This is a genomic window from Candidatus Baltobacteraceae bacterium (genome assembly GCA_036489885.1).
Taxonomy (GTDB): Bacteria; Vulcanimicrobiota; Vulcanimicrobiia; order Vulcanimicrobiales; family Vulcanimicrobiaceae; genus JAFAMS01.
The window spans coordinates 465,081-489,109 of sequence record DASXEW010000001.1; the positions used below are offsets into that span (position 1 = coordinate 465,081).

34 protein-coding genes, 1 tRNA gene and 1 other RNA gene are annotated in these 24,029 nt (G+C 58.9%); 21 read left to right on the plus strand and 15 right to left on the minus strand.

The window, feature by feature from the left end:
* The first annotated feature begins 79 nt into the window (after positions 1 to 79).
* The 9 genes from VGG22_02250 (at position 80) to VGG22_02290 (ending at position 8,015) form a co-directional block, all read left to right on the plus strand.
* Positions 80 to 156: transfer RNA gene (locus VGG22_02250), tRNA-Pro, on the plus strand.
* 6 nt (positions 157 to 162) lie between these two features.
* Positions 163 to 549 (plus strand): Clp protease N-terminal domain-containing protein, encoded by a 387-nt coding sequence (locus tag VGG22_02255; GenBank protein HEY1727185.1) that lies wholly within the window; start codon positions 163 to 165, stop codon positions 547 to 549.
* A 3-nt stretch (positions 550 to 552) separates the two neighbouring features.
* Positions 553 to 1,158, plus strand: a complete 606-nt coding sequence (locus tag VGG22_02260) for a DedA family protein (GenBank protein ID HEY1727186.1) — start codon at positions 553 to 555, stop codon at positions 1,156 to 1,158.
* Positions 1,159 to 1,162: 4 nt separating this feature from the next.
* Positions 1,163 to 3,184 carry an excinuclease ABC subunit UvrC gene (uvrC, locus tag VGG22_02265; protein ID HEY1727187.1) on the plus strand — a complete coding sequence of 674 codons (2,022 nt, stop codon included), beginning with the start codon at positions 1,163 to 1,165 and terminating at the stop codon, positions 3,182 to 3,184.
* 11 nt (positions 3,185 to 3,195) lie between these two features.
* On the plus strand, positions 3,196 to 3,681 hold the full coding sequence (locus VGG22_02270; protein HEY1727188.1) for a hypothetical protein: 486 nt from the start codon (positions 3,196 to 3,198) through the stop codon (positions 3,679 to 3,681).
* A gap of 10 nt (positions 3,682 to 3,691) precedes the next feature.
* Positions 3,692 to 4,039, plus strand: coding sequence for a phage holin family protein (locus tag VGG22_02275; protein HEY1727189.1), 348 nt, complete (start codon positions 3,692 to 3,694; stop codon positions 4,037 to 4,039).
* Between the two features lie 6 nt (positions 4,040 to 4,045).
* The gene (gene surE, locus VGG22_02280; protein HEY1727190.1) at positions 4,046 to 4,834 is read left to right on the plus strand and encodes a 5'/3'-nucleotidase SurE; all 789 of its coding nucleotides are present in this window, start codon (positions 4,046 to 4,048) and stop codon (positions 4,832 to 4,834) included.
* 21 nt (positions 4,835 to 4,855) lie between these two features.
* Positions 4,856 to 5,209: a transfer-messenger RNA gene (ssrA, locus tag VGG22_02285) on the plus strand.
* A gap of 721 nt (positions 5,210 to 5,930) precedes the next feature.
* Complete coding sequence (locus tag VGG22_02290) at positions 5,931 to 8,015, plus strand: prolyl oligopeptidase family serine peptidase (protein ID HEY1727191.1); 2,085 nt, start codon at positions 5,931 to 5,933, stop codon at positions 8,013 to 8,015.
* A gap of 116 nt (positions 8,016 to 8,131) precedes the next feature.
* Here the strand turns inward: VGG22_02290 and VGG22_02295 are convergent, their stop codons facing one another.
* On the minus strand, positions 8,132 to 9,232 hold the full coding sequence (locus VGG22_02295) for a glycosyltransferase family 9 protein (protein ID HEY1727192.1): 1,101 nt from the start codon (positions 9,230 to 9,232) through the stop codon (positions 8,132 to 8,134).
* A gap of 92 nt (positions 9,233 to 9,324) precedes the next feature.
* Between VGG22_02295 and VGG22_02300 the strand changes: the two genes are divergently transcribed.
* From VGG22_02300 to VGG22_02310, 3 genes are read left to right on the plus strand one after another with little or no spacing between them, the layout of a single operon-like run.
* Positions 9,325 to 10,590, plus strand: a complete 1,266-nt coding sequence (locus tag VGG22_02300; GenBank protein HEY1727193.1) for a tetratricopeptide repeat protein — start codon at positions 9,325 to 9,327, stop codon at positions 10,588 to 10,590.
* Positions 10,591 to 10,605: 15 nt separating this feature from the next.
* A complete protein-coding gene (locus tag VGG22_02305) occupies positions 10,606 to 10,734 on the plus strand; it encodes a hypothetical protein (GenBank protein ID HEY1727194.1) in 129 nt (42 codons plus the stop codon).
* 24 nt (positions 10,735 to 10,758) lie between these two features.
* On the plus strand, positions 10,759 to 11,202 hold the full coding sequence (locus VGG22_02310; protein ID HEY1727195.1) for a hypothetical protein: 444 nt from the start codon (positions 10,759 to 10,761) through the stop codon (positions 11,200 to 11,202).
* Between the two features lie 4 nt (positions 11,203 to 11,206).
* Here VGG22_02310 and VGG22_02315 read toward each other — a convergent pair whose 3' ends face one another.
* Together VGG22_02315 and VGG22_02320 are read right to left on the minus strand one after the other, a co-directional pair.
* Positions 11,207 to 11,410: a hypothetical protein gene (locus tag VGG22_02315; GenBank protein ID HEY1727196.1), complete on the minus strand. Its 204-nt coding sequence runs from the start codon at positions 11,408 to 11,410 to the stop codon at positions 11,207 to 11,209.
* Position 11,411: 1 nt separating this feature from the next.
* Positions 11,412 to 12,137: a hypothetical protein gene (locus VGG22_02320; GenBank protein ID HEY1727197.1), complete on the minus strand. Its 726-nt coding sequence runs from the start codon at positions 12,135 to 12,137 to the stop codon at positions 11,412 to 11,414.
* Positions 12,138 to 12,213: 76 nt separating this feature from the next.
* On the opposite strand from VGG22_02320, the gene VGG22_02325 reads away from it, so the two are divergent.
* Entirely contained in the window at positions 12,214 to 12,375 is a 162-nt protein-coding gene (locus VGG22_02325; GenBank protein HEY1727198.1) for a hypothetical protein, read from the plus strand.
* Between the two features lie 26 nt (positions 12,376 to 12,401).
* Here VGG22_02325 and VGG22_02330 read toward each other — a convergent pair whose 3' ends face one another.
* Together VGG22_02330 and VGG22_02335 are read right to left on the minus strand one after the other, a co-directional pair.
* Positions 12,402 to 12,680: a hypothetical protein gene (locus tag VGG22_02330; GenBank protein ID HEY1727199.1), complete on the minus strand. Its 279-nt coding sequence runs from the start codon at positions 12,678 to 12,680 to the stop codon at positions 12,402 to 12,404.
* Between the two features lie 23 nt (positions 12,681 to 12,703).
* Positions 12,704 to 13,087, minus strand: a complete 384-nt coding sequence (locus VGG22_02335; protein HEY1727200.1) for a DoxX family protein — start codon at positions 13,085 to 13,087, stop codon at positions 12,704 to 12,706.
* 113 nt (positions 13,088 to 13,200) lie between these two features.
* Here VGG22_02335 and VGG22_02340 point away from each other — a divergent pair, with 113 nt between their 5' ends.
* Complete coding sequence (locus tag VGG22_02340) at positions 13,201 to 13,515, plus strand: EthD family reductase (GenBank protein HEY1727201.1); 315 nt, start codon at positions 13,201 to 13,203, stop codon at positions 13,513 to 13,515.
* Positions 13,516 to 13,523: 8 nt separating this feature from the next.
* Here VGG22_02340 and VGG22_02345 read toward each other — a convergent pair whose 3' ends face one another.
* Positions 13,524 to 15,146, minus strand: a complete 1,623-nt coding sequence (locus tag VGG22_02345) for an FAD-dependent oxidoreductase (protein HEY1727202.1) — start codon at positions 15,144 to 15,146, stop codon at positions 13,524 to 13,526.
* On the opposite strand from VGG22_02345, the gene VGG22_02350 reads away from it, so the two are divergent.
* Positions 15,139 to 15,897: a peptidase E gene (locus tag VGG22_02350; GenBank protein ID HEY1727203.1), complete on the plus strand. Its 759-nt coding sequence runs from the start codon at positions 15,139 to 15,141 to the stop codon at positions 15,895 to 15,897. The two genes, VGG22_02345 and VGG22_02350, sit on opposite strands and share 8 nt — an antisense overlap.
* Here the strand turns inward: VGG22_02350 and VGG22_02355 are convergent, their stop codons facing one another.
* Positions 15,898 to 16,827 (minus strand): 2-dehydropantoate 2-reductase, encoded by a 930-nt coding sequence (locus VGG22_02355; protein HEY1727204.1) that lies wholly within the window; start codon positions 16,825 to 16,827, stop codon positions 15,898 to 15,900.
* Between the two features lie 35 nt (positions 16,828 to 16,862).
* Positions 16,863 to 17,156, minus strand: coding sequence for a winged helix-turn-helix transcriptional regulator (locus tag VGG22_02360; GenBank protein ID HEY1727205.1), 294 nt, complete (start codon positions 17,154 to 17,156; stop codon positions 16,863 to 16,865).
* A gap of 61 nt (positions 17,157 to 17,217) precedes the next feature.
* Between VGG22_02360 and VGG22_02365 the strand changes: the two genes are divergently transcribed.
* Positions 17,218 to 17,868, plus strand: coding sequence for a transporter substrate-binding domain-containing protein (locus VGG22_02365; protein ID HEY1727206.1), 651 nt, complete (start codon positions 17,218 to 17,220; stop codon positions 17,866 to 17,868).
* A gap of 10 nt (positions 17,869 to 17,878) precedes the next feature.
* On the opposite strand, the gene VGG22_02370 is transcribed toward VGG22_02365, so the two are convergent.
* From VGG22_02370 to VGG22_02390, 5 genes are all read right to left on the minus strand, one after another.
* A complete protein-coding gene (locus tag VGG22_02370) occupies positions 17,879 to 18,229 on the minus strand; it encodes an STAS domain-containing protein (GenBank protein HEY1727207.1) in 351 nt (116 codons plus the stop codon).
* A gap of 69 nt (positions 18,230 to 18,298) precedes the next feature.
* Positions 18,299 to 18,973, minus strand: a complete 675-nt coding sequence (locus tag VGG22_02375) for a YoaK family protein (protein ID HEY1727208.1) — start codon at positions 18,971 to 18,973, stop codon at positions 18,299 to 18,301.
* A complete protein-coding gene (locus VGG22_02380) occupies positions 18,963 to 19,214 on the minus strand; it encodes a GIY-YIG nuclease family protein (GenBank protein ID HEY1727209.1) in 252 nt (83 codons plus the stop codon). The genes VGG22_02375 and VGG22_02380 overlap by 11 nt, the downstream gene beginning before the upstream one ends.
* Positions 19,214 to 19,972, minus strand: a complete 759-nt coding sequence (locus VGG22_02385; GenBank protein ID HEY1727210.1) for a hypothetical protein — start codon at positions 19,970 to 19,972, stop codon at positions 19,214 to 19,216. Before VGG22_02385 ends, VGG22_02380 begins: the two co-directional genes overlap by 1 nt.
* The gene (locus tag VGG22_02390; protein HEY1727211.1) at positions 19,969 to 20,103 is read right to left on the minus strand and encodes a hypothetical protein; all 135 of its coding nucleotides are present in this window, start codon (positions 20,101 to 20,103) and stop codon (positions 19,969 to 19,971) included. The genes VGG22_02385 and VGG22_02390 overlap by 4 nt, the downstream gene beginning before the upstream one ends.
* 30 nt (positions 20,104 to 20,133) lie before the next feature.
* Between VGG22_02390 and VGG22_02395 the strand changes: the two genes are divergently transcribed.
* Genes VGG22_02395 through VGG22_02405 form a run of 3 tightly spaced genes read left to right on the plus strand, consistent with a single transcriptional unit; the run spans position 20,134 to position 21,035 of the window.
* Positions 20,134 to 20,364: a hypothetical protein gene (locus VGG22_02395; GenBank protein ID HEY1727212.1), complete on the plus strand. Its 231-nt coding sequence runs from the start codon at positions 20,134 to 20,136 to the stop codon at positions 20,362 to 20,364.
* Between the two features lie 3 nt (positions 20,365 to 20,367).
* On the plus strand, positions 20,368 to 20,718 hold the full coding sequence (locus VGG22_02400) for a UBP-type zinc finger domain-containing protein (GenBank protein ID HEY1727213.1): 351 nt from the start codon (positions 20,368 to 20,370) through the stop codon (positions 20,716 to 20,718).
* Positions 20,715 to 21,035 carry a carboxypeptidase regulatory-like domain-containing protein gene (locus VGG22_02405; protein HEY1727214.1) on the plus strand — a complete coding sequence of 107 codons (321 nt, stop codon included), beginning with the start codon at positions 20,715 to 20,717 and terminating at the stop codon, positions 21,033 to 21,035. The genes VGG22_02400 and VGG22_02405 overlap by 4 nt, the downstream gene beginning before the upstream one ends.
* Before the next feature lie 375 nt (positions 21,036 to 21,410).
* On the opposite strand, the gene VGG22_02410 is transcribed toward VGG22_02405, so the two are convergent.
* Entirely contained in the window at positions 21,411 to 21,764 is a 354-nt protein-coding gene (locus VGG22_02410) for a tRNA-binding protein (protein HEY1727215.1), read from the minus strand.
* Positions 21,765 to 21,775: 11 nt separating this feature from the next.
* Here VGG22_02410 and VGG22_02415 point away from each other — a divergent pair, with 11 nt between their 5' ends.
* Positions 21,776 to 22,315 carry a GNAT family N-acetyltransferase gene (locus VGG22_02415; protein HEY1727216.1) on the plus strand — a complete coding sequence of 180 codons (540 nt, stop codon included), beginning with the start codon at positions 21,776 to 21,778 and terminating at the stop codon, positions 22,313 to 22,315.
* A 68-nt stretch (positions 22,316 to 22,383) separates the two neighbouring features.
* Complete coding sequence (locus VGG22_02420; protein ID HEY1727217.1) at positions 22,384 to 23,160, plus strand: DUF4097 family beta strand repeat-containing protein; 777 nt, start codon at positions 22,384 to 22,386, stop codon at positions 23,158 to 23,160.
* Here VGG22_02420 and VGG22_02425 read toward each other — a convergent pair.
* The gene (locus VGG22_02425) at positions 23,144 to 24,022 is read right to left on the minus strand and encodes an NAD-dependent epimerase/dehydratase family protein (GenBank protein HEY1727218.1); all 879 of its coding nucleotides are present in this window, start codon (positions 24,020 to 24,022) and stop codon (positions 23,144 to 23,146) included. The two genes, VGG22_02420 and VGG22_02425, sit on opposite strands and share 17 nt — an antisense overlap.
* Between the last annotated feature and the right edge of the window lie 7 nt (positions 24,023 to 24,029).

The following is a 24,029-nucleotide window of genomic DNA, read 5'->3' on the forward strand; positions in this document are numbered from 1 at the left end:
AGTTATACACCCTGGCGCCGCTCCCCGCAAGGCGTTGAGGAGGACCCCGGCGCAAACGGGGAGCATCGGGCTAGTTCGTCGGGGCGTAGCTCAGCTTGGTAGAGCGCTGCGTTCGGGACGCAGAGGCCACAGGTTCAAATCCTGCCGCCCCGACCATTTACGATGTTCTCACGTTTTAGTCCAGCGGCACTGCGCGTGCTTCGGCTTGCAGAGCAAGAGTGCCGAAATCACAACCATTACTACGTTGGTGTCGAGCACATGCTCTTTGCATTGATCGAAGAGCAGGACGCCGACGTTGAGGCTGCGCTGCGCGAAGAACAGATCTCGTCCGGTGACATCTACACCGAGCTCAAGCGAGCGCTGGGCACCGGAGAAGACCGCGTGTGGGAGGGGATCCTGATCACACCGCGCGTTCGCAACATCGTGCGTACCGCTGAAGAGCGTGTCGGTGATGGCAATATCGAGCCGATCGACTTGTACCGAGCGATTCGCGATGAGCGCGGCGGCGTTGCCGCCGACGTTCTCGCCCGTCTCGCGGCAAGCCGTTAAGGAGTGGAGCACTACCAGAGCCTGATTCTCGGGCTCGTTCACAGCTACGGCTACGCCGGGCTCTTCATTGTTATGGTGCTCGGCAATATGGCGATTCCGGTCGGCGCGGAGGTCGTTATCGTCGTTGCTGGAGCCGCAGCCGGGTCGGGTCATCTCTCGAGTTGGCTGCTTGTGGGCGCGATCGCTACGCTTGGTGAGATCGTCGGCGGGCTCTTACTTTACGCAATCGGATACTACGGTGGCGCACCGGTCGCGCATCGCTTCGGCGGTCGCGCCGAGCGCGAGCTGGCGCGGGCGCATGCATTCTTCGAGCGATACGGAGCGCGCACGATTTTCATCTGCCGCTTCTTGCCGTTCATCCGCGGTATCGCGGCGCTTCCAGCCGGCGTGTCGCGCATGCCGAAGCGCTACTTTCTCACGTACCACGCGCTCGGTTCGGCGATCTTTTGCTTTGCGCTGGCGTACATCGGTTTCGCCTTCGGCCAACACCTCGACGCCATCGTCCCAGCGCTGCAGCGTTCGGCCCGCTTCATCCTGGTCATAGCCGTGCTTGGCGTCGTATCCTATATAACGATGCGCCGCCGTTTTGCGCCCAGACCGGGTTCATAGGAGTGTGTCTCTAGCCACGCCCTCGCAGCTCGAGCAGACGCTCGCCCAGATTCCCGACGCGCCCGGCGTTTACATGATGGTCGGGGACGAGAACCGCATTCTCTATATCGGGAAGGCCGTCTCGTTGCGCAATCGCGTGCGCTCGTATTTTCAGGATAGCGCTGCGCATCCGTTGCGAACCTCAGCGATGGTCGAGCGCGTGCGCGACGTTCGCTCGGTCGTCACGAGCAACGAGATCGAGGCATTGATCCTCGAAGCCAATCTGATCAAGCGGCACCAGCCGCCGTTCAACGTGCGCTTGCGCGACGACAAGCGCTATCCGTACCTGAAGGTGACGAACGAATCGTTTCCACGGATCGTTTTCACACGGATGGTGCGCGATGACGGCGCGCGCTATTTCGGCCCGTACACGAATGCGCACGGTTTGCGCGAACTGATCGATCTCATTCGAATCGTCTTCCCGCTCCGAACCTGCGCGGAGCCGATCGACGGGCGGCGCAAACGCCCGTGTCTGCAATATCACATCAAACGCTGTCTGGCTCCCTGCGTCGGTTATCAAAGCGAACCGGAGTACGATACGCTGGTCGAAGAGGTTGTGCTCTTTCTCGAAGGCCGGCAAGAAGCGCTGCTCGGACGGCTGCAGAGCGAGATGCAAACCTCGGCTGAGAATTACAACTACGAGGCAGCGGCGCATCTCCGCGACCGCATTATCGCCGTGCGTCGCGTCACCGAAGGCCAGAAAGTCGTCTGGCGGTCGCGGATCGATATGGATCTGGTCGGTCTAGCCCGTGCGCAAGGTCAAGCCTGCATGCAAGTTTTCATGGTGCGCGCCGGCAAGCTGCTCGGCCAAGAGCACTTCATTCTGGACGGCGTCGCCGATCACAGCAATGAAGAGATCGTGCGCGAGTTTCTCGAGCAGTTCTACACCGCGCGTTCAGCCGGGGCGCAAGCGCCGGAAGCGATGAGTCCGCTCGCCGTACGGCAAGCGCGCGATCAAGAAGTTCCGATCCCGGAGAAGGCGCGCGCGCGGGCGCGCTCCGCTGTGTCTGCGGCCATTCCAAAGGAAGTGCTCGTCGATGCCTTACCGGCCGAGCGCGGAACGATTGAAGCTTGGCTTACCGCGCTTAAAGGTCAGCGCGTGCGGGTCGTGCGGGCGCAGCGCGGTCCACGTGCCGAGTACATGCGGCTCGTCGAAAAGAACGCCGAGCAAAATCTCAAGGCGTTCCTCGCGCATCAGGAAGTACAGGAGAGCGCGTCCGCGCGTGCGTTAACCGATCTCGCGGCGGCGCTCGATCTTCCGGAACCGCCGCATCGGATCGAGTGCTACGACATCTCGAACATTCAAGGGACGAACTCCGTCGCCTCGATGGTTGTGTTCGTCGAAGGCCGGGCGAAGAAGAGCGACTATCGCAAGTTTAAGATTCAATACGATCAGGGTCCCAACGACTTTGCGATGATGCAGGAAACGTTACGCCGGCGTCTGCGCTATCTGCGCCAGCAAGCTGATCGCGGACCGACGCATCACTCACAATCCATCGAGAAGGCAGTCGAAGCCGTCGAAGAATCGAAGGCCAAGCGCGAGCGCTTTCATCACAAGCCGGACTTGCTGTTGATCGACGGCGGTAAGGGGCAGCTCAGCGCGGTCGTCGAGGTGCTGCACGAGATGGATATGTGGGGCATTCCGGTTGCGGGTCTCGCCAAGGAAAATGAGTGGCTCTACGTGCCGCACCAATCCGAGCCGATCGTACTCCCGCCGAACTCGCCGGCCCTGCATCTCGTCATGCGAGTTCGCGATGAAGCGCATCGCTTCGCGGTTGAGTATCATCGCAACCGTCGCGCAAAAGCAATGACCGCCTCGCAACTGGATGCGCTTGCGGGCGTAGGACCTGTACGGAGAAAACGGTTGCTCACCGCGTTTGGTTCCATTGCAGCGATCAAACGCGCGAGCGTCGATGAGATCGCTGCGGTCAAAGGAATGTCGCCCGCACTTGCGTCGTCGGTGAAGGCAGCGCTCGGCGGTTCTTGAAATCGAAGCGTATGCTTCCTGCCCTACCGCCATGCACGCAAGTTATTATCGAAACAACAAAACCGATCGAATCGCGCACCGCAAAGCCGGGAGACTTCTTTGCGTTCAAGTCGATCGGGGCCGTGACGTTTCAAGGCAGGATCGTGATCCCGTCGGGGACGCCGGGATTCGGCGTCGTGACGCTCGCAGTTGCAGCCGGTCGCGGTCACGGCGGCGCTATCGGTCTCGAGCCGCTGTATTTCAAGTTTGCGAACGGCGACGAGATTCACGTCATTCGCGATCGACGGCCGAACGCGCTTGCGGCGCAAGGCTATAATGGACAGCTTCCCGGGTATGTCGGCGCCGTTCCGATCCCGGGTGTCGGCCTCGTGATAGGCGCATACAACGCCCTACACAAAGGAAAGGACGTGACCATCGCTCCGGGCGCGCTCGCGTCGGTTTTCGCCAGTGATAGTCCCGAGACGGCGAAATGTCAATCGAACGTCGCTCCCGGGTAAGAGAGAGCTGATGTACCTGATACTACGTCTTATCATCAATGCGGCTGCCTTGTTTGTTGTGGCACACTTCGTGTCCGGTGTCGCCGTCACCGATCTTAAGGGATTGTTCATCGCGGCGATCGTTTTGGGAATTGTCAACGCGATCGTCAAGCCAATTTTGATTATCTTGAGTTTGCCGATCGAGATCTTGACGCTCGGACTGTTTACCTTCGTGATCAACGCTGTGCTCTTTTGGTTCGTCGGCTCCTTGCACATCGGCCTAATCGTACACGGCTGGTGGGCCGCTTTGTGGGGTTCGATCATCCTGTGGATTGTCTCGTGGATTCTTTCTGCCGTGCTCGCGCCGGTGGCCGACTAGCGGAACATGCGCATCCTCGTCACCAACGATGACGGCGTCGAGAGTCCGGGAATCATCAACGTCGCCGAGGCTCTGCGCGAGCTCGGCGACGTTATCGTCGTCGCGCCCGACGGGGATCGCAGCGCGATCTCGCATCGCGTGACGTTTCGTGAACCGGTCGAGATCGCGCCGGTGCAGGGACGGAGCGTTCCGACGTATTCATGTTCGGGCACGCCCGCGGATTGCGTTATCCTCGGCGCATATGAAGTGTTCGACGTTTTCCCCGATCTGCTCGTGAGCGGAATCAATTGCGGCGCGAATCTCGGCGACGACATCAACTACTCGGGGACGGTAGCGGCTGCGATTGAAGGTTCGATCATCGGGATTCCGTCCGTCGCCGTCTCGCTCGCGATTCAATGGGGCAACCGCGAAACGCCCTTCAATTGGCAAAGCGCGAGCGACTTGACGCTGCGTCTCGTCCGCGAGTGGCGCACGCGGCTTCCACAAACATCGTTCTTGAATCTCAACGTCCCAAACGTTCCGGACGGGAAGCTTCGCGGCATTCGCGTGACACGACAGGGGCGGAAGCGGTACGAAGAGCGGCTTTTGCGGGAAGAAGACGGCGAGCGCGGCGCGATGTTTCGCATCAGCGGGCGCTACGATATGCGCAGCGCAGAGATCGGGACGGATTTGGAGGCGGTGCGCGAGGGTTACGCCAGTGTCACCCCGATTTCGATCGACCGTACCGACGATAGCCTGCTCCCCCTCCTCCGCGACGAGCTAGAAGCAACCACGCCAACCCACCCCGGGTTGTGATACAATGCGCAAACGCATCGCGGGGCTGAATAGCTTCGACGGAATGATCCGCGGTACGTGTCAGCAGGCAGAGCTGCGAGCCCTCTTAAAACGATCGCAACCGCTATACACGCGGATAATCAATACGCACTCGCTGCTTAATCTAAGCTAGCGACGGTAAGGGAGAGGTCGCCGCAATCAGCTCCCGCGCCGACATTAACTGCGGCTAGGACGGTGAGGTTGGCCCGAGATCCGTCTGAGAACAACCGGGCTTGCGGCGGAAGAGATTGCGGTCTCGACAAGCTCCTCCGCTCAAGACAAACTCGAGACTGAGCCTGGAGAAAGCACGTGTCCGGCTTTTCGGACCCGGGGGGCGGTTCCCCGGCAGCTCCACCAATTTTGCACATCCAAGAATTCGGTTTGCACCCGAGTTCTTGTTTTTTTGCTCTCACTGGACAGCATCGTTGAGGATTCAATCGTCTGGAGGTTCCAGTAAACGGCCCCCGTGAGTTTGGAATATCAGATCAGCGCGAAATCCAGACCTAACGTCCAGCGGATTCTACATAAGAGGGCAGTGCTCTCTAAGCTGAACTCACTACTGCCCTGGAACAGAATCGACACACCGTAGCGCCCGCTGGAATGTCCGAAAAGCAATGCGGACATTTCTTAGTCGCTTCCGCTGGAAGCGCATTGGGTTGCGGTGGAAGCGTGACGGATTGGTTGATCGGGCCAGCGATTACCGCTTGAGTGTCAACGGTACAGGCCCATGTCAGTGCAACGACCCAGCCAACCAGAGTCCAACCGAGAAAAAAATTAAGCACGAAAATTGCGCCGGAGTTTTGTTTTCCTCGGGCAACGCCTACGATGGTTGGTAGAAAATAAATGCCAATGACAAGGCTTAGAACGATGAGGACTTCCACAGCACCCTCCCCCCCGCTTTGCCGGAACCGCAAAATACACCGGAAACGAGACCGGCACCCGCAAGACTTCGTTCTAGAGGCGACTTGCAATCTCGAAGTCTTCGGGAGAGCCTAGGCGAACAGTTAGTGTCGACACTACCTAACGCGATCCGCTCCTCGAGAATCTAAGACCACCCATGTCGAACGACGTCCGCACTATGGCAATACGCGCGCTCCCGTTGCTTCTCGTTGTGGCGGCTTTCATCGTGTTCACGGCTTTCGCCGGAATTGCTGCCCCATTCCGATGGGCGTATCCGACGATCGCTAGGAGTGCTGCGACGAACGTTTATTTCGGACATGCGACGCCTAACCCGTACGAGGCGCTCGAGAACACAGACTCAGCGACAACGAAAAGCTGGGTCGCGCAAGAACGACATATGACGGACGAAGTACTGGCTTCGTTTCGCGATCGTGAGGCGACACGGAAGCTCGCACTGCAAATTGGGACAGCGTGGCAAGACGGCCTTCCTCAGTTTGGAAGGTTCAGTACGGTATGGTCTCACCACAGACCGGATAAAAGCGACGTTCTCCTTGTTAAGACATCGAGTGGAACGCGTGTGTTGCTCGATCCGGACCTGCGTTGGCCGGATGGAAAGACGTCGATTGGCGCTTGGAAGCTCTCACCTGATGGGCTAAAGCTCGGCTACTCGACGCCAACCCGCGGAGCAGGGATCATGCGTTGGCACGTGATGGAAATCCAGAGCGGTCGCGACCTTCCGGACGTCGCTACCGGCGTTCCCGACTGGTATCCAATCGTATGGTCAGCTAATAGTCGTGGATTCTACTATGACAGCTATGGCTCGGAAGCGACACGCAAAGCTGGCACGGCAATCGGACAGGATCTTGCCGTGCGCTTCCATCGCCTCGGAGCCGAAGCCGATTCCAACATTTACAGCCTTCCCGATCATCCCGATTGGATTCCGTATTCGCAGCCAACGGCAGACGGGCGTTATCTCTTTCTTGGGGCGCAGTCCACCGGGATTCTCGCAGCGGTAATGGATTTGGCGAAACCCGGCGCGCATGTCCGCGTCGTTCGTCCTATGAGTAGCTCGACCTATAGCTTCATCGATAGCAGCGGAACCGTTCTCTATTTCCGGACCAATCATTTGGCGCCGAACTGGAAGCTCGTCGCAATCGACCTCAAGAAACCATCCGTCGAACGCGACATCGTGCCCGAAAAATCCGAGACGCTTACGAGCGTCGATGCGGCCGGTGGCTTCTTCATTGCGCAATATCGTCGGGACGCACACGCAGAACTTGCGATCTTCGACCGGCGCGGGACACCCGTGCGCGACGTCGCTCTTCCGGGAATCGGCGTCGTTGATGTTTCGGCTGCGCCGGCGACCTCGAACTTCTATTATCAATTCTCAAATCTAACGACGCCGCCTGTAACGTTCCAGAGCGACGCTCGCTCCGGAAAGAGCATCGTGTTCAGTCGCGTCCACGCTCCATTCGATGTTTCGCGCTATATCACGGAAGAGATATTCGTGAGATCCAAGGACGGCACTCGCGTGCCGGTCTTCGTCGGACATCGAAAAGACGGACGGTTAGCGCCCACGTTGATTACAGGGTACGGAAACGCCGGATTTCCCTGCTACACGCGATGGTACCCGATCGACGCCTTATGGCTCGCGAAGGGCGGGACGTTCGCGGTCGCGTGCATTCGCGGAGACGGCGACTACGGTGAAGCATGGCATCGCGCGGGCATGCTCGGCAAAAAGCAGAATTCTTTCGACGATTTCGCGGCGGCAGCGCAAGCTCTCGTCGCGCGCGGCTTCACAACGCATCGAACCTTAGCCGCGTACGGGTTGTCCGCAGGTGGCCTTCTCGTCGGAGTGACTGAGGTGCAGCATCCGTCGCTTTTCCGTGCGGTAGCTGATGAAGCTGGTCCGGTCGACGTTTTGCGTGCCTATACGTATGGCACGGAAACATCCTATGCAACCGAAATGGGATCGCCGATTGCGAGCGAGCAGCAGTTCAAATGGCTTAAGGCGTACGCTCCGCTGCTCGCGATCAAGCAAGGCACGGCGTATCCCGCAACCTTCATCCTGACGTCAGAAAACGACGCTCGCGTTTCGCCGGCGCACTCCTATAAGTTCGCGGCAACTCTCCAGTGGGCCCAAGCATCGAACGCCCCGATCGTCTTGTACGTGGCCGGAGGCGGACATCTGGGTGGAACGTTGGCATCGGAAGTCGCGGTCCTCACCGACACCGTGACGTTCCTCTGGAACGAAACGAGATAACAGTGCAGCGGTCTCCCGGCTGTGCTGCTATCGGTGCTCATTCCATTGTGCGGGTGCTCGGTCATGACAATCCCCAAACGGTTACTGTCCCGTGATTATGGGCGACAGACTCTCGCTCAAACTGCGAGATGACATAACCCGAGACGCGTCTCTTGTAATACCGAATCCCAGTCACCGTATTTTGGTTGGCGAATAAGACGCATCGTTGGGTACCAGGGTGTGTCGCTGCGGCCTAGCAGCCAACGCCAATCTGAGGGTTGCGGAAGAAGTAACCAAACTTTCGCGCCGAGCGCACCCGCCAGATGCGCAACGGCGGTGTCAACGCTCACGACCAAATCGAGATTTGCGATCAACGCTGCGGTGTCCGCAAAACTTTTGAGCAATGGGGAAACGTCTAAGACATTCTTAGCCGCCGCCAAATCTGCCCGGTCCCGTTCCCGCACTACCTTTTGCAATGAGACGAAGCTGATGCCGTCGATTCCGAGCACGCTGCTAAGCTGTTCGAACGCGAGGGAACGTTGCTCATCCCTAGCGTGAAGCTCACTCCCCGCCCAATTTATTCCAACTCGCAGCTGACCCTTGGGAAGTTTGGCGTCGAGCCGTTCACGCCACTCCTGTTCATTGCGCGTGTCGAGCGGCAGGTAGGGAGTCTGATCGGGAATCGTCTCTAACGTGGTACCGAAGACGCGCGGTAGATCGCAAATCATGACGAAGGCGTCGAATTCTGTGAAGGTGGGCCGCGATATGAGCACGTCGGATACGCCGGCGATCTTCCTAAAGAGCGCCGCGTGTTCTTGCCCCCACCCTAGGACGACCTCGCCGACACGGTCTGCGACTTGTGGAAGGTATCGCGAAAACATTATCGCATCGCCAACGCCTTCGTCGCAGATCACTAAGAGACGGCAGGCGTCCATTCGTTCACCGCTCCATTCCGGGATCGTGATCTCTTCCAGCAGCCTTGTCGTCGCTCCATTGTATGGTTTGCGCCAAGCAAACTCGTGCCAGCCTGGGGAAAACTGGCCCTGTGCAAGGAGGGCTTGCGCGTAGGCGAAGTGTGCGCCGACGTAATCGGGCGCCAATTCCGTAGCTCTAAGGAACATGTCTGACGCCGTCGCTACGTCGCCGTCGGCATATAAGCCCAACCCGACGACGACGCGCACGACTGCTTCCACGAGCTCTGGCGATTCGCGCGCATTATCGAACCGATCTGCGTCCATATTCTCAATATCTACTGCAATGTACGTCCTCTTGCAAACATAGTACAACCCGCGCCGGAGGGCTCGCGGGCTATGCTGGGAAACTCTCAGTAATGCGCAGCTTTTCTGGGAATAAGAAACGCCTGCTCCTAAAAACTGTCATCGCGACACTGGTTGTCGCGTTCGGGCCGATGTCGCCGGCGTTGGCGCAACAGTCGTCGCCAAACTGGACGTCCTGCAACAACGTGGGAGATGCCGTCACCGCTGATGTGCAGATTGCTGCGTGTAGCGCGATCATTACGTCGCACGGCGAAAGCTCGAAGAATCTGGCAAGCGCATACAATAAACGTGGCTTAGCGTACTACAAGAACGGCGACGATGCGCACGCAATCCCCGACTTCGACCAATCAATCAAACTCAACGCGCAAGACGCCGTTGTCTTCAGTAATCGCGGTGATGCGTACACCGACAAGGGCGACTACGACGCCGCAATCCCAAGCTTCAATAGCGCCATTTTTGTGAACCCTAAGCTCGCGGCCGCCTTCATTGGTCGCGGCAACGCGAACCTCGGGAAAAACGCCTACGGAAATGCGATCTCCGATTTCGAACAGGCAATCGGAATCGATCCAAAGTCCGTAGCCGCTTTTGTTGGCCGGGGTACCGCGTACAGCCGTAAAGGCGATTACGACCCGGCGATCGCCGACTTCAACCAGGCCATTAGCCTTGATGCGAAGTCCGTGCGCGCCATTACCGCCCTCGGTGATATATATTTCTTTAAGAGTGATTACGACCGGGCGATCACCGAATACAGTCAGGCAATCGGAATCAATCCGCAGTACTCACCCGCCTTCTTCGATCGCGCGCTTGCGTACGGGCGTAAGAACGATCTCGACCACGCGATCGCCGATTATACCGAAGTGCTCCGAATCGATCCCAATAAAGGGGCTGCCTATAACAACCGCGGTGCTCTGTATCGCCGGAAAGGCGACACCGATCGCGCGATCGCGGATTTTGACGCCGCAATTCGTCTCGACCCGCAGGATGCGTCAGGCTACACCAACCGGTGTTGGACGCGCGTGCTCATTGGTCGCGACCTAACCACTGCGATCCCTGATTGCGATGAATCTGTGAATCGAGCTCGGGATGCCAACGCCTACAACAATCGCTGCGATCTCAATTTCAAACTCGAACAGTTCGATAAGGCGATAACGGACTGCACCGAAGCGCTCACGCTCGATCCGAAATTCGCTGGAGCCTTGTACGTGCGCGGCCTCGCCAAGCGCAAGAAGGGCGACGCGAGCGCGGACGCAGACATCGCCGCCGCGAAGGCACTACGAGGCAACGTCGATGCGGAGTTCGCGAGTTACGGTATCAAATAGTAAAGGAGCTAGCACATGACACAAACTGTTGACGGACATTCAACCGCTAGCCAGATCCACTGGCGCACGTCCTTCGACGCCGCGCTCGATGAGGCTCGGAAGACCGGAAAGCTCGTACTACTGGATTTCTTCAATCCGGGTTGAGGCGGGTGCAAAGCGATGGGTGCCGTGACGTACCCTCAAGCCGCTGTTCGCGAGATTCTCGAGCGCGCGACGATCCCGATTCAGTTTGACAACACCGTCGACGCAGCACAACCGGTCATAAAGCGCTATCACCACGTCTGGACGCCCGACCTTCGCATTCTGACGGGCGACGGCGACGAGCTCTATCGCTGGAACGGCTATTTACCGCCGGCTGAGTTTGCGGCGCAGCTGCTTGCGGCCCTCGCGCAGGCACGCTTACGGTTGCGCGAGTTCGATGCAGCGATTGCGCTCTATGAAGAAACACTCAAGCTGTTTCCGACTTCGATCTGTGCTCCTGAAGCGCAGTATTTCTTGGCGGTTGCAAACTACCGGAAATCCGGCGAAGCGAGCGATTTGCTAAGAGGCTGGCACCGGCTCGAAGGGCGCTATCCCCTTACGGAGTGGACCGTCAAGCAAGACTTTCACTAGGCGTTCACCGCTCGAGCTTAGGCAGCAATTCCTCGAGCGGCATGCCGGCACGTTCGGCAGCCTCGAGCACCGAAACGCGCTTCTGTTCGATCGCCGGCTCGACCCGAGTCTCTTCGGCCTGCGCCTCGCCGTGTGCGGAGGTATCTTCCTCATCTGCGTATGCGTCGAGATCGATGTCGAACAGCTCGTGTCTGCGAGGCCAAGACACTTCACTTCACCGCGATTATCGGGCGTCGCAACCCAACGATAGTTGCGAATGCGAGCGCAAACATGGCGACAATTAAGAGTAGCAACGAAACTTCGTCGTGCCACCACGCTACGCCGGCGCCTTCGCCAAGCCAGAAGATTCCGAAGCTTACAAGCATCGTTCCTACTATGAATTTCAATTCGTTTTCCGGAACACGTGAAAACGGCTTGCGCAAAAGGGCGGCGATCCCCGTCATAATAATGCACGCGACGAGCGCTGCACCCAGAGCTGCCTCGAGGGCCGCAGTCGACGACGAACCGACGGTGAGCACGATGATCGCCACCTCGAGTCCCTCGAGAAAAACGCCATTGAACGCTACGGCCAAACCACCGTGCGCATCACGCGCGTCGCGCAGCGCGGCGACTTTATGCTGGTACTTTTCTGCTTCGTCATGCACCGGCATCCGCCCGGCGAAGCGCAGCACGCTCTTGCGCAGCCAGCCATAACCGAAGTAGATGAGAAACGCGCCGACTACAATCCGGACGACGCGGATAGGGATGATCGTAAGCAGCACGGCGCCCCCGGCACCGACCAACACGATCAGTGCTACGACCGCTGCCAGCGCGCCGAGCAACGCGGAACGCCAGTTATATGCGGTACCGACCGCAAGCACGATCGTGATCGCTTCCGCGGCCTCGACCGAACAGCCGACGAACGCCGTGAGCGCAAGCGGCCAGAGATGCGTCATAGGAATGCCTCTATGCTCCTTGAGAAGGTCGGTCCCTCTAGTTCCGATTCGAGACACACATTGACGGAGAGTAAAAATGAGCCGGCAGGTGGTGATCGTGCTTTACGTCATGGCGATGGTGGCCATCATCGTCGGCGTAGACGTCGCGTTCTTCAGAAACCGCCTCGGTGAGCGGTTAATCGCGAACATTGGAATCGTCTTGCTGTTCGTAGCGTTCTACTTAAGATTCCTGAGGTGAGCACCGGCTTGACATAGAAGCGCTCTCTAACATGGTGAATGTCGATCTCTCGTTGACTGCTGTCGAAGCGCAGCCTCAAGAAGCGCGTCCGTGTCAGGCATCGTCATCGCTCCGCTGATTTCGGCCTGAACGTCCGGCATTTGTTTGAGAATCGGGCTTGCCGCTATGATGGCGAGGCAACCGCTATAGGGAATGACGGTGTCTCGCACCATTAGATCATCGGCGAGCATCGCAGCAGCCGCGTAACGTTCCTCCAGTCCCGTCGTTTGTTTCTTATCGTCCGAGATGGTTGGTACCGTCTGCATGTTTTCGAGTTGGGCTGCTGCAGTTAACGCAGCAATACGAAGCGCCCGCCATCTGTAAAGACGATGACGAGCAGCGTCGAAATCAATGTTGTGTCGTAGTACCAACCGAGTCCATCGGCTCCCCAGAATCCAGTCTTCCAAACGAAGATCTTTTTCTGAATGGCGCCGAGCATAATGAGGATCAAGCCGATCGCTGCAAGCTGCGGCAGAACTCCGAGAATGAGGCCGGCGCCACCAGCCATCTCGGCGACCGCCAGAAAAACGGTGAAGGCCTTCGGCATCCCAATACTCTTGCTACGCGCATCGGGGTCCTTGAAATCGTTGTAACCGCTGTTCGCATAGATAGCCCCGACCATGATTCTCATGAAGAGCAAGCCGAAGTCCGTGAGCGAGGAGAGGTCCAACATTCGTGGCCTTTCTTGGACTTTTCGAGAGTATTCGGAGGTGTCATGCCCTAAGGTTTGGCCGCCGCCTCCTATGGGGATTTCCCTGGATGGCATTCTTTTCCGAGGACCACGCAATGGCTGTTAAATTGACCGTAGTGTACGATAATCCCACAGATCCGGAGACGTTCGAGAAGCACTATCACAGCGTGCATGTGCCTCTCGCGCAGAAGATTCCCAACGTGAAGCGTGTCGAGCTCGCGAAAGTGTTTCCGAAAGAAGATGGTAGCCCGACACCGGCTTATCGCACCGCCGACGTCTATTTCGAGAGCTATGCAGATGCATGCGCGGCAATCGCGAGCCCGGAAGGACAAGGTGCAATCAAAGACGCGCTCGCGATCGGTACGGGTGGAGTGCGCTTCCTTCTGAGCGACATCGAAGTATCGACGTAGCGGCCCCCCTAGTGCCCTGCGAGATAGCGGTGGATTAGAGCGATCGCCATGCTGCCTTCACCGACGCTGGCTGCGACGCGTTTGATCGAGCCGGCGCGGACATCGCCCACGGCAAAAATTCCCGGCTCGCTTGTCTCAAGAATGTACGGATGCCGCTCGAGCGGCCAGTGGCCGCTCTTCATGACATCCGATCCCGTCACGACGTAGCCGTCCGCATCGCGTTCAATGGAAGCGGGCAGCCATGCGGTCTCGGCGTCGGCGCCGATCAGAATGAATATCGCTGAGGCATCCCGCCGGGTCGTCTCTTTCGTCACGTTGTCGACGACTGTTATTGCTTCCAAGTGATCCTCGCCGATTGCCTCAACGACCTCGGCGTGCGTCTCGACGCTCACGTTCGCCTTCGTCTTCAGTTGTTCGATGAGGTAGTGCGACATGCTGCTCGTCAGAGAATCGCCACGAACGAGCACCGTAACCGAGCGTGCAAAATTCGAGAAGTTTATGGCCGCCTGGCCCGCGGAGTTACCGCCGCCGACGATAAAGATGTCCTTCCCTTGGATCGAGCGCTCCTCGCCCGGAGCGGCGCCGAAAAACACGCCGCGGCCTTGCAGCGCGGTTAGTGACGGCACGTCGAGCCGCCGCCAAGCGACGCCCGTTGCAATGACGATCGTCTTCGCGCAGACGTGATCTCCGCCGTCGAATTTCACAACCCGCTCGTCGATGTCGAGACTTTCGACGCAGCGCGTCACCACGATCTCAGCGCCCAAGCGCGTCGCTTGTTGCAGCGCGCGGTTGGCAAGCTCATCGCCCGAGATGCCAAACGGAAACCCTAAATAATTTTCGATGCGCGACGAGGTGCCGGCCTGACCGCCCGGCGCCTCTTCCTCGATCAGGATCGTCGAGAGGCCTTCGGATGCGCCGTAAACTGCCGCCGCGAGTCCCGCAGGGCCGCCACCGACGATCGCGACATCGTACGTTTGCGTTCTCGGGAAAACACACAAGCCGATCGCAACAGCGAGATCGCGGATGGAAGGTTCTGCCAAGAGCGTTCCGTCGCGCAACCGGACGATCGGAAAGCGCTGGTTCGGCGTCGTCACCGTTTCATCGGGGATGCTCCAATCGAACTCGATGGAATTGCGCCGCAAGAATTCTCGCAGCTCATGTCCCGCAGCATTGTATTGCGGCGCGATAACGCCGAGAATGTGGGATGGAGCCGCGGCGAGCTCTTGCAGTCCCTCCACGCGCTCCAGCGCCACGGCCGTTAGGGATGCGGCGACCTCCGGTGCCGCCGCCGAGACCGTACGAAAATCCTTGAGCTCGATGCGCATTACACGTGACGGAACGGTTGCACGGAAGTTCGCGAGCGAAGGCGTGTCCAAGACGACGGGAACCTCGCCGAACGTCTCGCCGGCGTCGCGCACCCCGATCACGCGCTCGACGCCGTCGACGAATTTCGTTCCCTCGATGTGTCCCTCAACAGCAATGTAAAACGCGCGGCGTGGCTCACCTTCGCGCAACACGTACTCGCCGGTTTGCAGCCGGATATCCGCACTCGTGCTGGCTAAGTAGTCCAGCTCTTTGTCGGCAAGTGAGGAGAAGAGCGGAATGGCCCGCAGCTCGTCGCGCGTGAACATTTTTTGGCGCTTCGCCGAGGCAATGACCTGCCTCCCGCTAATCATGGTGTGGATGCCGGATAAACAAATAATAGCGATTGGTGGTCGCGTGGGCCAGCCCGGCGACGGCGATACGAGAATTGAACGCTTCATACTCGAGTCGTCCGGTAAACGGGCGCCCCACGTTTGTTTTGTCCCGACTGCCAGCGGTGATAATGCCGAGTTCATAAATCAGATTCAATCCACATATACGGGCCTCGGCGTCAAGGCCGACGTGCTTCGATTCTTCGATCGCACGCCAGCCGATTTGCCGGAATATATGTCGAGCTTCGACATCATTCAAGTCGGCGGCGGAAACACGAGAAGCATGCTCGCAGTCTGGCGTCACTGGGGTCTCGATGTACTCGTTCGGCAGACGTGGGAGAGGGGCGCACTCTTATGTGGTTCGAGCGCCGGCTCGCTGTGCTGGTTTGAAAACGGACTGACCGATTCAGTTGCCGATTCCTATACGGCGATGGACGGTCTTGGCTTTATCAGCGGAAGCAATTGTGTCCATTACTTTGCCCCGGATCGCCGTGAGACGTATCACGCCCTTATTGAAGGCGGCGAGTTGTCGCCGGGCATTGCATGTCCAGATGGTGTTGCGGCGCACTACCGCGGAGACAAGTTGCTCCGCGTGGTTAGCTGCACGCCGGATCAGTCTGCCTATTACGTCGAAAAAGTGGATGGAGAGATCGTGGAATCAGCGCTTCCCACCACGGTCTTGAAGTAATTACACGGACGCGCGCTGCGCTTTAAGCTTGAGCAACCCGTACAAGGTTGCATGCGCCGGCGTCGCCACGCCTTTGTCCGTCCCGATTTGAATCAGTCTGCCGGTTAACCATTCGAGCTCGCTGCGGCGGCCCGCTCGGATATCGCGATTCATTGAGGTTGTAAAGCCTGGCGACGACTGCGCGAGCGATTCGAAGCGCGTGAGCATCGCCGCTAGCGACTCGGTTACATCGTAGCCGTCGGCGCGAGCGACGGCGGCGGCCTCGGCGCTGAGCGACGTCCAATCGTGCTTGAGAGCTGGGATTCCGTAGATCTCGCCGAGAGTGCAATCACCGGCTGCGGTAAGCGTCGCGAACGGTATCAGTATGCACGCCTTATCCCAAAGCGCCTTGCGTCCGTCCTCCGCCAATAGCGCGTTAAGCTCGGCTTCCCGCAGCATTGTTTGCAAACGTTTCACTGCATCGCTTGGAGTTCCCGAAAATTGCGCGAGCGTGAGGACGTGCATCGGCGTCGTGTGCGCAATCTTGCCAGGCGCTTCGATCGACGCTTCGATGGCAATCGTGCCGATCAACGTATGCGCCTCGCCGACGACGCGCGCAAGGATGTCGGGCGCATCGAGTCCATTTTGAATCGTCACCGCGAAGCCGTCGTCTGAGAGCACACTTTTCGCCGTACGTGCGGCCTCTTCGAAGTCGTTCATCTTTACCGTGATGAAGACGAGCTCGTTGCGGCCAAGTTTTGCCGCGTCGTCGGTGGCTACCGTGGTGACCGTGAACGATCCGAATTGCCGGCTTTCGAGTTGCAGGCCATTCTGCGCGATTGCGGCGAGGTGTGGTCCGCGCGCCAAAAGGCTAACGTCATTGCCCGCGCGCGCCAGCATCGCCCCGAGAAATCCGCCGATGCCTCCGGCCCCAATAATAGCGATCTTCATAAGCTGGTGATTCTAAGAGGCGGCGGCCGTCTCCGTTAGACGATCGCCGTGTGCGACGCCCCAGGTACAGAGGGCGTCGACGACGGGTTGTAGCGTGCGGCCGAACGGCGTCGCGGAGTATTCGACGTGCGTGGGGACTTCCGCGTAGACTTTGCGCTGGATGCAGCCGTCGCGCCCGGAATTCGCCGCCGCAGCTCACCGAACCGGAGCGTCGGATTTGTATAGACGTGGAAGAGCAAAATCGCTTTCCATCGTCCGCCGACGATATCCAATGCCTTCTCAACGGGGCACTTGACGTAGGGTTTCGAACCCGGCAGCGTTCTGCGCATGCGTGGTATCCTTATTGATACTAGTTGCGTCGAAAGCGATTTTGCACGAAGGTGAGCCACCATGTTTCGTGTCGTCGTACTCCTTGTCCTCATGCTCCAGATCCTTGGGACAACGGCCATGGCGGAGACCGTCCGCATCGCATATCCGAAGTTGCCCGCGTTTATCGCCGAACGGGATGGCAAAGTAGTCGGGCCGTTCGCCGAGATTCTGCAGGCAGCTGCCGCGCGTGAAGACATTAAGCTGACGTTCGTGCCGCTGACATCGAGTCCGGCGACGATGCTGGCAAACGGCTCCGCTGATGCGATCGCTCCGTTCCTCATCGTAGAGCATTCGTCGGAATATGATTTCGGAGCGATGTCCGGCAAAACGGTGGCGACGCCGAGTTTTGGCCCGTTCGTCTCCTTTATGCAGCAGAAGTTTCCGGGTGTCGTTGTACTGAAGACGGCCAGCTACCAGGAAACACTCGATGACGTTCTCGGCGGTCGTGCCGATGCAGCTGCCTTGAATATCGACGAAGGCGAGCAAGTCGTAGCACAAGCATATGCGGGGAAAATTTCCGCTCCGGGGACACCGTTCATGCGCGAGTCGCTAGGCGTTGCGTTCCCCAAAGGTCGCGGCGCAGCCACCCTTCAGCGTTTGGATGCCGGCATGGCTTCGATCCACGCCGATGGGACATTCGAGCGAATCTTACGCGAATCGAAAGAACGGTAAGACTAAAGGGTCAGATATTCGTCATTCTCGAGCGATAACAGCGAACATCACGAAGCTCGTGCGAGGACGCCACGGCGCCGCCGAGACCGGTCAAGCGTAGTACGCGTTCGACGCTCCGTGAGGGTCGCGCGAAAATGAGTCTACCGTTGCGTTGACGGCATTCGTCCCGGAGCTCGACGAGAGCCAGGACGACCGAGCTGTCGATGTGCGTGATCGCACCCAGATCGATCACAAGCGACGATTCCGATCCGAGCGCGTATTCGAGCTCGCGCTTGAACCATGTGATGTTTCTGATATCCAGCTCACCTGAGAACGCAGCGAGCGGCAATTCTCCGTTCATGTGCGTATCGTAGAGCGTCACTCTGAGATGCCGCTGCGGAGACGCTGGGCTTTGCGCCTGGGACAATAAAATTTAGATTAGGATTTGCGGTTATGCGGCTCGCACCCACGACGGATTGTTCCGGCTCTGAATGTAGGTGCCGGCACAAACGATCGCCATGATCGTCGTCGCTCCCGCCAGCGCGAACGGAATGCCGAGATAGAGAACGATGCTCGCGCCCGCCAAGGCACCGGCGAACATCGTCACGACCGCACTGAGACGGCGCGCCAGTCGCGGATTCTTTCCGCCGGCGAGCGAGCTATCGGCCATGATGCCCGTGAGCGTCATCGTGAGGACCGTCGTCGTGATGTCCGGGATTGCCAACTTCCGCGTAACGGCGTTTTGCATGCCCATCGTGATGCCGAGCAGCGGAATAATCGCGTAGGGTGAAACGCCGAATATTGCGCAAAGCGTCGCAGTCAGCAGGAGCATAACCTTCGCAAGCGACGACCTTGCCAGCAGGTTGCCGCGATGTTGTCCGAGTCGTTCGTTGAACACGCCACCCGCGAGCGCGCCGACCAGAAAACCCGCGACCGCGAGCAACGACCCGACAATAGAAATGTCGTGGCTTCCCGCGATCGCGAACCCGAGCAACACGACGTTTCCGGTCATGTTTGCGACGAAGACATGCCCATAATTAATGTACGTGACCGCATCGATAAAGCCGGTTATGAGCGTCAGCAAACCCAGCAAGGTGGGAAGCGGGCCGTGTTCCTCAGACTTCATGCGATTCCAGAAACTTGAGTTTCTGATCACGCGGCAGTGCCTTAACTTTAGCTTCGAGCCGGCGTGCCTCCGTGCGGCTGCTAACGGTGACGGATGCGGCGAGCTCAACCGGTAGACGCGAACGCGTATACTTCGATGCCCGCGCAGTTTGGTGTTCACGCAGGCGTCGTTCGAGATCGACCGTCCAGCCCGTGTAAAGCGTCCCATCGGCGCAGCGCAGCACGTAGACCACAGGTTGCACTACAATTTTCCCGTGAGAAAGTCCATCGCGATCCAGGCCCCGCCGGCGATCGCGTAGTTTTGCGCGAGTCCCGCCCAGTTCATGTGCGTATGCGGATCGGCGATCACGATCGGAACCCACACGAGCAGCCCGAACAGGACGATCATGACCGTAGTCAGCTTCGATGCGAGGCGCGCCATGAGGCCGGTGAGCAGCGCGATTGCCGCCAGCGCGAACGCGACAGTCGTGGTAATCGCCCAAAACATTTGCGACGGCGGAATCCATTTTGGGATAAATTCCGCGGTGGCCTCGAGATAGAAGACTTGTTCGAGCGTGAACGAGACGACGCAAACGCTGAAGGCGTAACGGCCGATCTGCAATGCCCGCGCACGCCACGGTGAGGGCGGCTCGGCCGCGAAGAACACGAGCCATGTGCCCGAGACGAGAGAAAGCTCCTCGAAGAACGTTCCGAAACCGCCTCCGTAGGAGAGCGGCTGTGCAATGATCCTCGGAACGCAGATCAGAGCGAAGAAGAGATAGATGACGCCCAGCAGCAGGGCGCCCAGGCGTTCAGAGCGTCGCCACTGCATGCAGAGGCCGCCGATCATCTCGAGAACCGAGATTATTCGAACGAGGATGTCTCCGGCAGGTGTGCTCGCGAGCGTTTGGAGATGCTGCCACGCATCGAAATCGTGCCAGAAAAACGAAATGACGCCGAACGCGAAGGCCGCCGCGCCCAGGACGTGACGACCGAACCCATACCCGCTGGTTCTACTCAACCATTATATTGTTCGTCGCTTACTTTCTCGAGCCATTCGACGACCTTGCCGTCGAGCGCTTCCTGAGTTGCAATGTGCGTCATCGCGGTCAACGGCGAGGCGCCGTGCCAGTGTTTTTCGTTCGGCCCCAACGCTGAACGCGTCCGAATCCGGCCGTAACAATGAGCCGCCGCCCGACTCCGTCGCTGCGAGCCGTTCGCGAGCTGCTTTTATCCGACGGTGAAACACGCGCGATTTGGAACGACGATAAGGTCACAAGCCCGCTACTGCCGAGCGCGGCAACGATCGCGACGCCGGCCGGCGAATTCAGTTACGAGGCCCTCACCCTGCTGATTCCCGGTCCCTTAGGTGCGTCGTATGCAGTCGTGGTTCAGGTTCCCGCGAAGGAGTAACGTATGAGCAAACGTGTTGTTGGAATCGATCCGACCGTTCCGCCTTCAGGAACGGGTTGCGTCGAATGCACGGCCGAGAATGGCTGGTGGTTTCATCTGCGCCGATGCGCACAATGCGGCCACATCGGATGTTGCGATAACTCGCCGAAGCAGCACGCGACCGCTCACTTCCATTCCAAAAAGCATCCGATCATTGCGAGCTTTGAGCCGGGCGAGACTTGGTTCTATAGTTACGAGACGGGTGAGTACGTCGAGGGGCCTCGTCTTGCGGCGCCGCGCTCGCATCCGGAGGACCAGCCCGTTCCGGGTCCTCGCGGTCGAGTTCCCGAGGACTGGGAGTCGCAGCTGAATTGAAATTCAAAGAGATCGCCGTCCTTGTCGCGCTCGCGATATTAACGGGCCAGATCACCGATCGTACGACCGGGCAACCTCTAAGCGGCGTGAACGTCCAAGTCGATAACAAGCACGCTGTGACTGATGGAAGTGGACGTTACGCCGTGAAAGGTGTTGCTTCCGGGGCGCGTTGGGTTACGATCGGATCTAAGGACGTTCCATCTGAACGTTTTCGCGTGACTATCAAGGCGCCGTCGACACGATTCGATATGCGTGCCTGCAGTACGACGCTTGACTACAGTTGTTCCGGCCCGGCCGGATCGATGCAGAACGGTTAGAGATACAGCCGCAACTGTCGACAGGAGACAACGTCCAGGTGTAGTCAGTAGCCGCTAGCGAACCCACCTTCTATGCCGAAAAGATAACCGTCGGCGTTCCTTTGGCTCATCGTTTCCGCAGTTGTTTTCGTGGCGTGCGCCGGAGGCGGCGCTCCACGCGCCATACCGTCGCCGATTCCAACTTAGCGATAGATTCTTCGAGCGCTTGCGCACGTTCTCGCCACTGCCGTGCTTCAACCGCACCGTAGGCATTGGCGGCGGCGGCCGTGAGCTTTGTGAGCAGCGCAAAACGTAGGCCCCACGCTGGCACTAATGCCACTAGGCAGATGCGGCCAACAAGTAACCGAACAGCTGACGTGACATCGCTCTCTCCTTTTAGTACAGCCGCGCGCCGTTCGCTATGCTCAGATCGGGCCGGACGAGTACGACTTCGCCATGATCGTCGGGAAGCCCGAGAACGAGCACTTCGCTGAGGAAGCCCGCGATACGTTTCGGTGGAAAGTTCACGACACCGATAACCTGCGAACCGATGAGTTTTTCGGCCGAGTAGTGCGCCGTTATTTGGGCGCTCGAATGCTTAACGCCGATATCCGGCCCAAAGTCGATCGTAAGCTTGAATGCAGGCTTTCGTGCTTCCGGAAAGGTTTGGGCGCCGACGATCGTACCGACGCGTACGTCGATGAGCGCGAACGCGTCCAAGGTGCCGGTCGTATTTATCGACGAAGACATTTCATCCGACTATGATTCAAAATCGGAATTTCCTCGGCGCACCAGGCTCAATTACGACCGAGCGGCTCTTCGGCACGCAGCCGACGGCTGACGATCTTCCAAATTTTCGTACCCTCGACTCAAATCTGGCCGTGCAACGCACGCTTTTCGGAAAAACGTACACGCACGAAGAGAGCCAAAAACGCCTTGCAAAGTTCATGTGTCACTGGAGCGATCATCGCTTCGGTGAATGGATGTTCCGGCTCGGGGACGGCACGTTCGTCGGAACTGCAGGTCTGTTCTATGACGTAATCGACGACGAGGAAGTCATCGCGCTCGGATATGTGCTCGACGAACCGTATTGGGGACGTGGTTTCGCGACCGAAATGGCGCATGCGTCGATACGCGTTGCGTTCGACGCCTTGAAAGTCGCCAACGTGTACGGCGTGATCGACCCCGTCAACGTGCCGTCCCGCCATGTCCTCGAAAAGAGCGGCTTCGCCTACGTGAAAGACTTTCTATACCATGGGGAATGGGAGAGCGCGCTCTTCCGGGCGCCGGCCTCTAACTAATATTTTAGTTGACAGGCCTCGGCCTGCCGCGGTAAACTGCTCCTAAAGAATTAGGAGATAGGTCAGCCGTGAGGGATTCCTGGATTTTGCGCATCGTGCCGATGCTCGTCGTCACGTTGCTCGTGTGGAGCGGGGCGCGGGTCTGCGTCCAGGCACAATCAAACGAGCCGAACGCGACCGTCCACGAGTCGTTTGGGACGACCCCGGACGTGCGTATTCGTCTCGAGAACGTCTCCGGCCGGATTCTGGTGACGCCATCGACCGCGAACGTAGTCGAGATCAAAGCGGTCAAATCCGCTCCCGATGCGGCAGCCCTGGCTGGAATGAGCGTGACGATCAGCAAGGACGGCAGTCCCGTAAACGACGTCGACATTCGTACGCACTATGACCGCGACGGGCGCGGTGGATCCGTCGAGTACACCCTGAGCGTGCCTCGACGCGCGGTGCTCCGGCTCTCCAACGTGATGGGCAACATCGTCGCAAACGGTATTGCGAACGATATGACGTTAACCGACGTGGCCGGGAATCTGTCCGCCGAAAATAGCGACGGCAGCGTGCGAGCGCATACCATCAACGGCGCGATCGTCGTTTCCGTGACGAGTTTTCCGGAAGGTCGAAGCGTTTCGCTTCATACCGTCAGCGGTGCGATTAGCCTTACTGTGCCGCACGACGCCGGCGCCGTCGTAAAAGCGCAGACGACGTCCGGCGGCTTTCAATCCGATTTCCCGCTTACCGTCAAATCCGAGATGGTCGGATCACATGCGAACGGTCGCATCGGGACCGGCTCCGGGTGGATCGATCTCGAAAGCATCAGCGGTACGTTGCAGCTCAAATCCGGACGCTAGAGAGTTCTTCCAAAACGCCGGGTCGCTCTGAATGCCATCCCAGCTCGCGCACTGCTTTCGCGCCTGAGATCCGTTGATCGAGCGCGAGCGCATCGGCGAAGGGGCCGATCATTTTACGGCCTTCATCGAGCGTGACCGTGTGCACGTTGCCATCGCCGCCGGCAACACGGCTTGCAGCGCGTGCGAGCTCACCGTATTGGACCGAGTTGCTGCTGACGCCGTTGTAGAGCGAATCGGATGGTGCGCGATCGATTGCGAGCGCGTATAACTCCGCGAGCGCCTCGACGTGCACCATCTGCCAGTGGTTCTTTCCGTCGCCGAAGATCGCGAGCTGCTGCGCTTTCGCAAGGCCGATCATCATGCCGACGAGGCCGCCGCTGCCGCCGTACACGAGACCGGGGCGGATCACGATCGTGCGCAGCTTATGCCGCTGCGCGTCTTGAACTTTCTTCTCCATCGCGGGCCGCCATGCAACGAGCGGAATCGGATTGAGCGCCGCCCGCTCGTCAATCGTCTTACCGCCGGTATCCCCGTAGACCCACACGCCGCTCGTATAGATGAAAGCTTCATGATCGGTGTCGACCGCGCCAAGCATCGCATCCAGCGCGCCGGCCTCGAGTCCGGGTCCGTCGGCTGTCTGCTCGAACGCGCAATGAATGACGGCATCGGCGTCGTGCGTCATCTCGCGCAACACGTTGTGGTCGCTGAGCGAACCGGCTACAGGGTGCACGCCGGCTGCTTTGAGCTTTTCGATCGACTCGGCCCTACGCGCGAGCCCGACAACGTCGTGCCCATATTTCTTGACGGCGGCACAGACCGCTGTTCCGATGTAGCCGGATGCCCCGGTAACGAATACTCGCATCGTTCTC

What these genes read in the sequence shown, in the direction of transcription:
- VGG22_02255 (HEY1727185.1), top strand. Translation starts at nt 163, where the DNA reads ATGTTCTCACGTTTTAGTCCAGCGGCACTGCGCGTGCTTCGGCTTGCA.
- VGG22_02270 (HEY1727188.1), top strand. Translation starts at nt 3,196, where the DNA reads ATGCTTCCTGCCCTACCGCCATGCACGCAAGTTATTATCGAAACAACA.
- VGG22_02275 (HEY1727189.1), top strand. Translation starts at nt 3,692, where the DNA reads ATGTACCTGATACTACGTCTTATCATCAATGCGGCTGCCTTGTTTGTT.
- surE (HEY1727190.1), top strand. Translation starts at nt 4,046, where the DNA reads ATGCGCATCCTCGTCACCAACGATGACGGCGTCGAGAGTCCGGGAATC.
- VGG22_02290 (HEY1727191.1), top strand. Translation starts at nt 5,931, where the DNA reads ATGGCAATACGCGCGCTCCCGTTGCTTCTCGTTGTGGCGGCTTTCATC.
- VGG22_02295 (HEY1727192.1), bottom strand. Translation starts at nt 9,232, where the DNA reads ATGGACGCAGATCGGTTCGATAATGCGCGCGAATCGCCAGAGCTCGTG.
- VGG22_02300 (HEY1727193.1), top strand. Translation starts at nt 9,325, where the DNA reads ATGCGCAGCTTTTCTGGGAATAAGAAACGCCTGCTCCTAAAAACTGTC.
- VGG22_02305 (HEY1727194.1), top strand. Translation starts at nt 10,606, where the DNA reads ATGACACAAACTGTTGACGGACATTCAACCGCTAGCCAGATCCACTGG.
- VGG22_02320 (HEY1727197.1), bottom strand. Translation starts at nt 12,137, where the DNA reads ATGACGCATCTCTGGCCGCTTGCGCTCACGGCGTTCGTCGGCTGTTCG.
- VGG22_02325 (HEY1727198.1), top strand. Translation starts at nt 12,214, where the DNA reads ATGAGCCGGCAGGTGGTGATCGTGCTTTACGTCATGGCGATGGTGGCC.
- VGG22_02330 (HEY1727199.1), bottom strand. Translation starts at nt 12,680, where the DNA reads ATGCAGACGGTACCAACCATCTCGGACGATAAGAAACAAACGACGGGA.
- VGG22_02335 (HEY1727200.1), bottom strand. Translation starts at nt 13,087, where the DNA reads ATGTTGGACCTCTCCTCGCTCACGGACTTCGGCTTGCTCTTCATGAGA.
- VGG22_02340 (HEY1727201.1), top strand. Translation starts at nt 13,201, where the DNA reads ATGGCTGTTAAATTGACCGTAGTGTACGATAATCCCACAGATCCGGAG.
- VGG22_02345 (HEY1727202.1), bottom strand. Translation starts at nt 15,146, where the DNA reads ATGTTCACGCGCGACGAGCTGCGGGCCATTCCGCTCTTCTCCTCACTT.
- VGG22_02355 (HEY1727204.1), bottom strand. Translation starts at nt 16,827, where the DNA reads ATGAAGATCGCTATTATTGGGGCCGGAGGCATCGGCGGATTTCTCGGG.
- VGG22_02360 (HEY1727205.1), bottom strand. Translation starts at nt 17,156, where the DNA reads ATGCGCAGAACGCTGCCGGGTTCGAAACCCTACGTCAAGTGCCCCGTT.
- VGG22_02365 (HEY1727206.1), top strand. Translation starts at nt 17,218, where the DNA reads ATGTTTCGTGTCGTCGTACTCCTTGTCCTCATGCTCCAGATCCTTGGG.
- VGG22_02375 (HEY1727208.1), bottom strand. Translation starts at nt 18,973, where the DNA reads ATGAAGTCTGAGGAACACGGCCCGCTTCCCACCTTGCTGGGTTTGCTG.
- VGG22_02395 (HEY1727212.1), top strand. Translation starts at nt 20,134, where the DNA reads ATGAGCCGCCGCCCGACTCCGTCGCTGCGAGCCGTTCGCGAGCTGCTT.
- VGG22_02400 (HEY1727213.1), top strand. Translation starts at nt 20,368, where the DNA reads ATGAGCAAACGTGTTGTTGGAATCGATCCGACCGTTCCGCCTTCAGGA.
- VGG22_02410 (HEY1727215.1), bottom strand. Translation starts at nt 21,764, where the DNA reads ATGTCTTCGTCGATAAATACGACCGGCACCTTGGACGCGTTCGCGCTC.
- VGG22_02415 (HEY1727216.1), top strand. Translation starts at nt 21,776, where the DNA reads ATGATTCAAAATCGGAATTTCCTCGGCGCACCAGGCTCAATTACGACC.
- VGG22_02425 (HEY1727218.1), bottom strand. Translation starts at nt 24,022, where the DNA reads ATGCGAGTATTCGTTACCGGGGCATCCGGCTACATCGGAACAGCGGTC.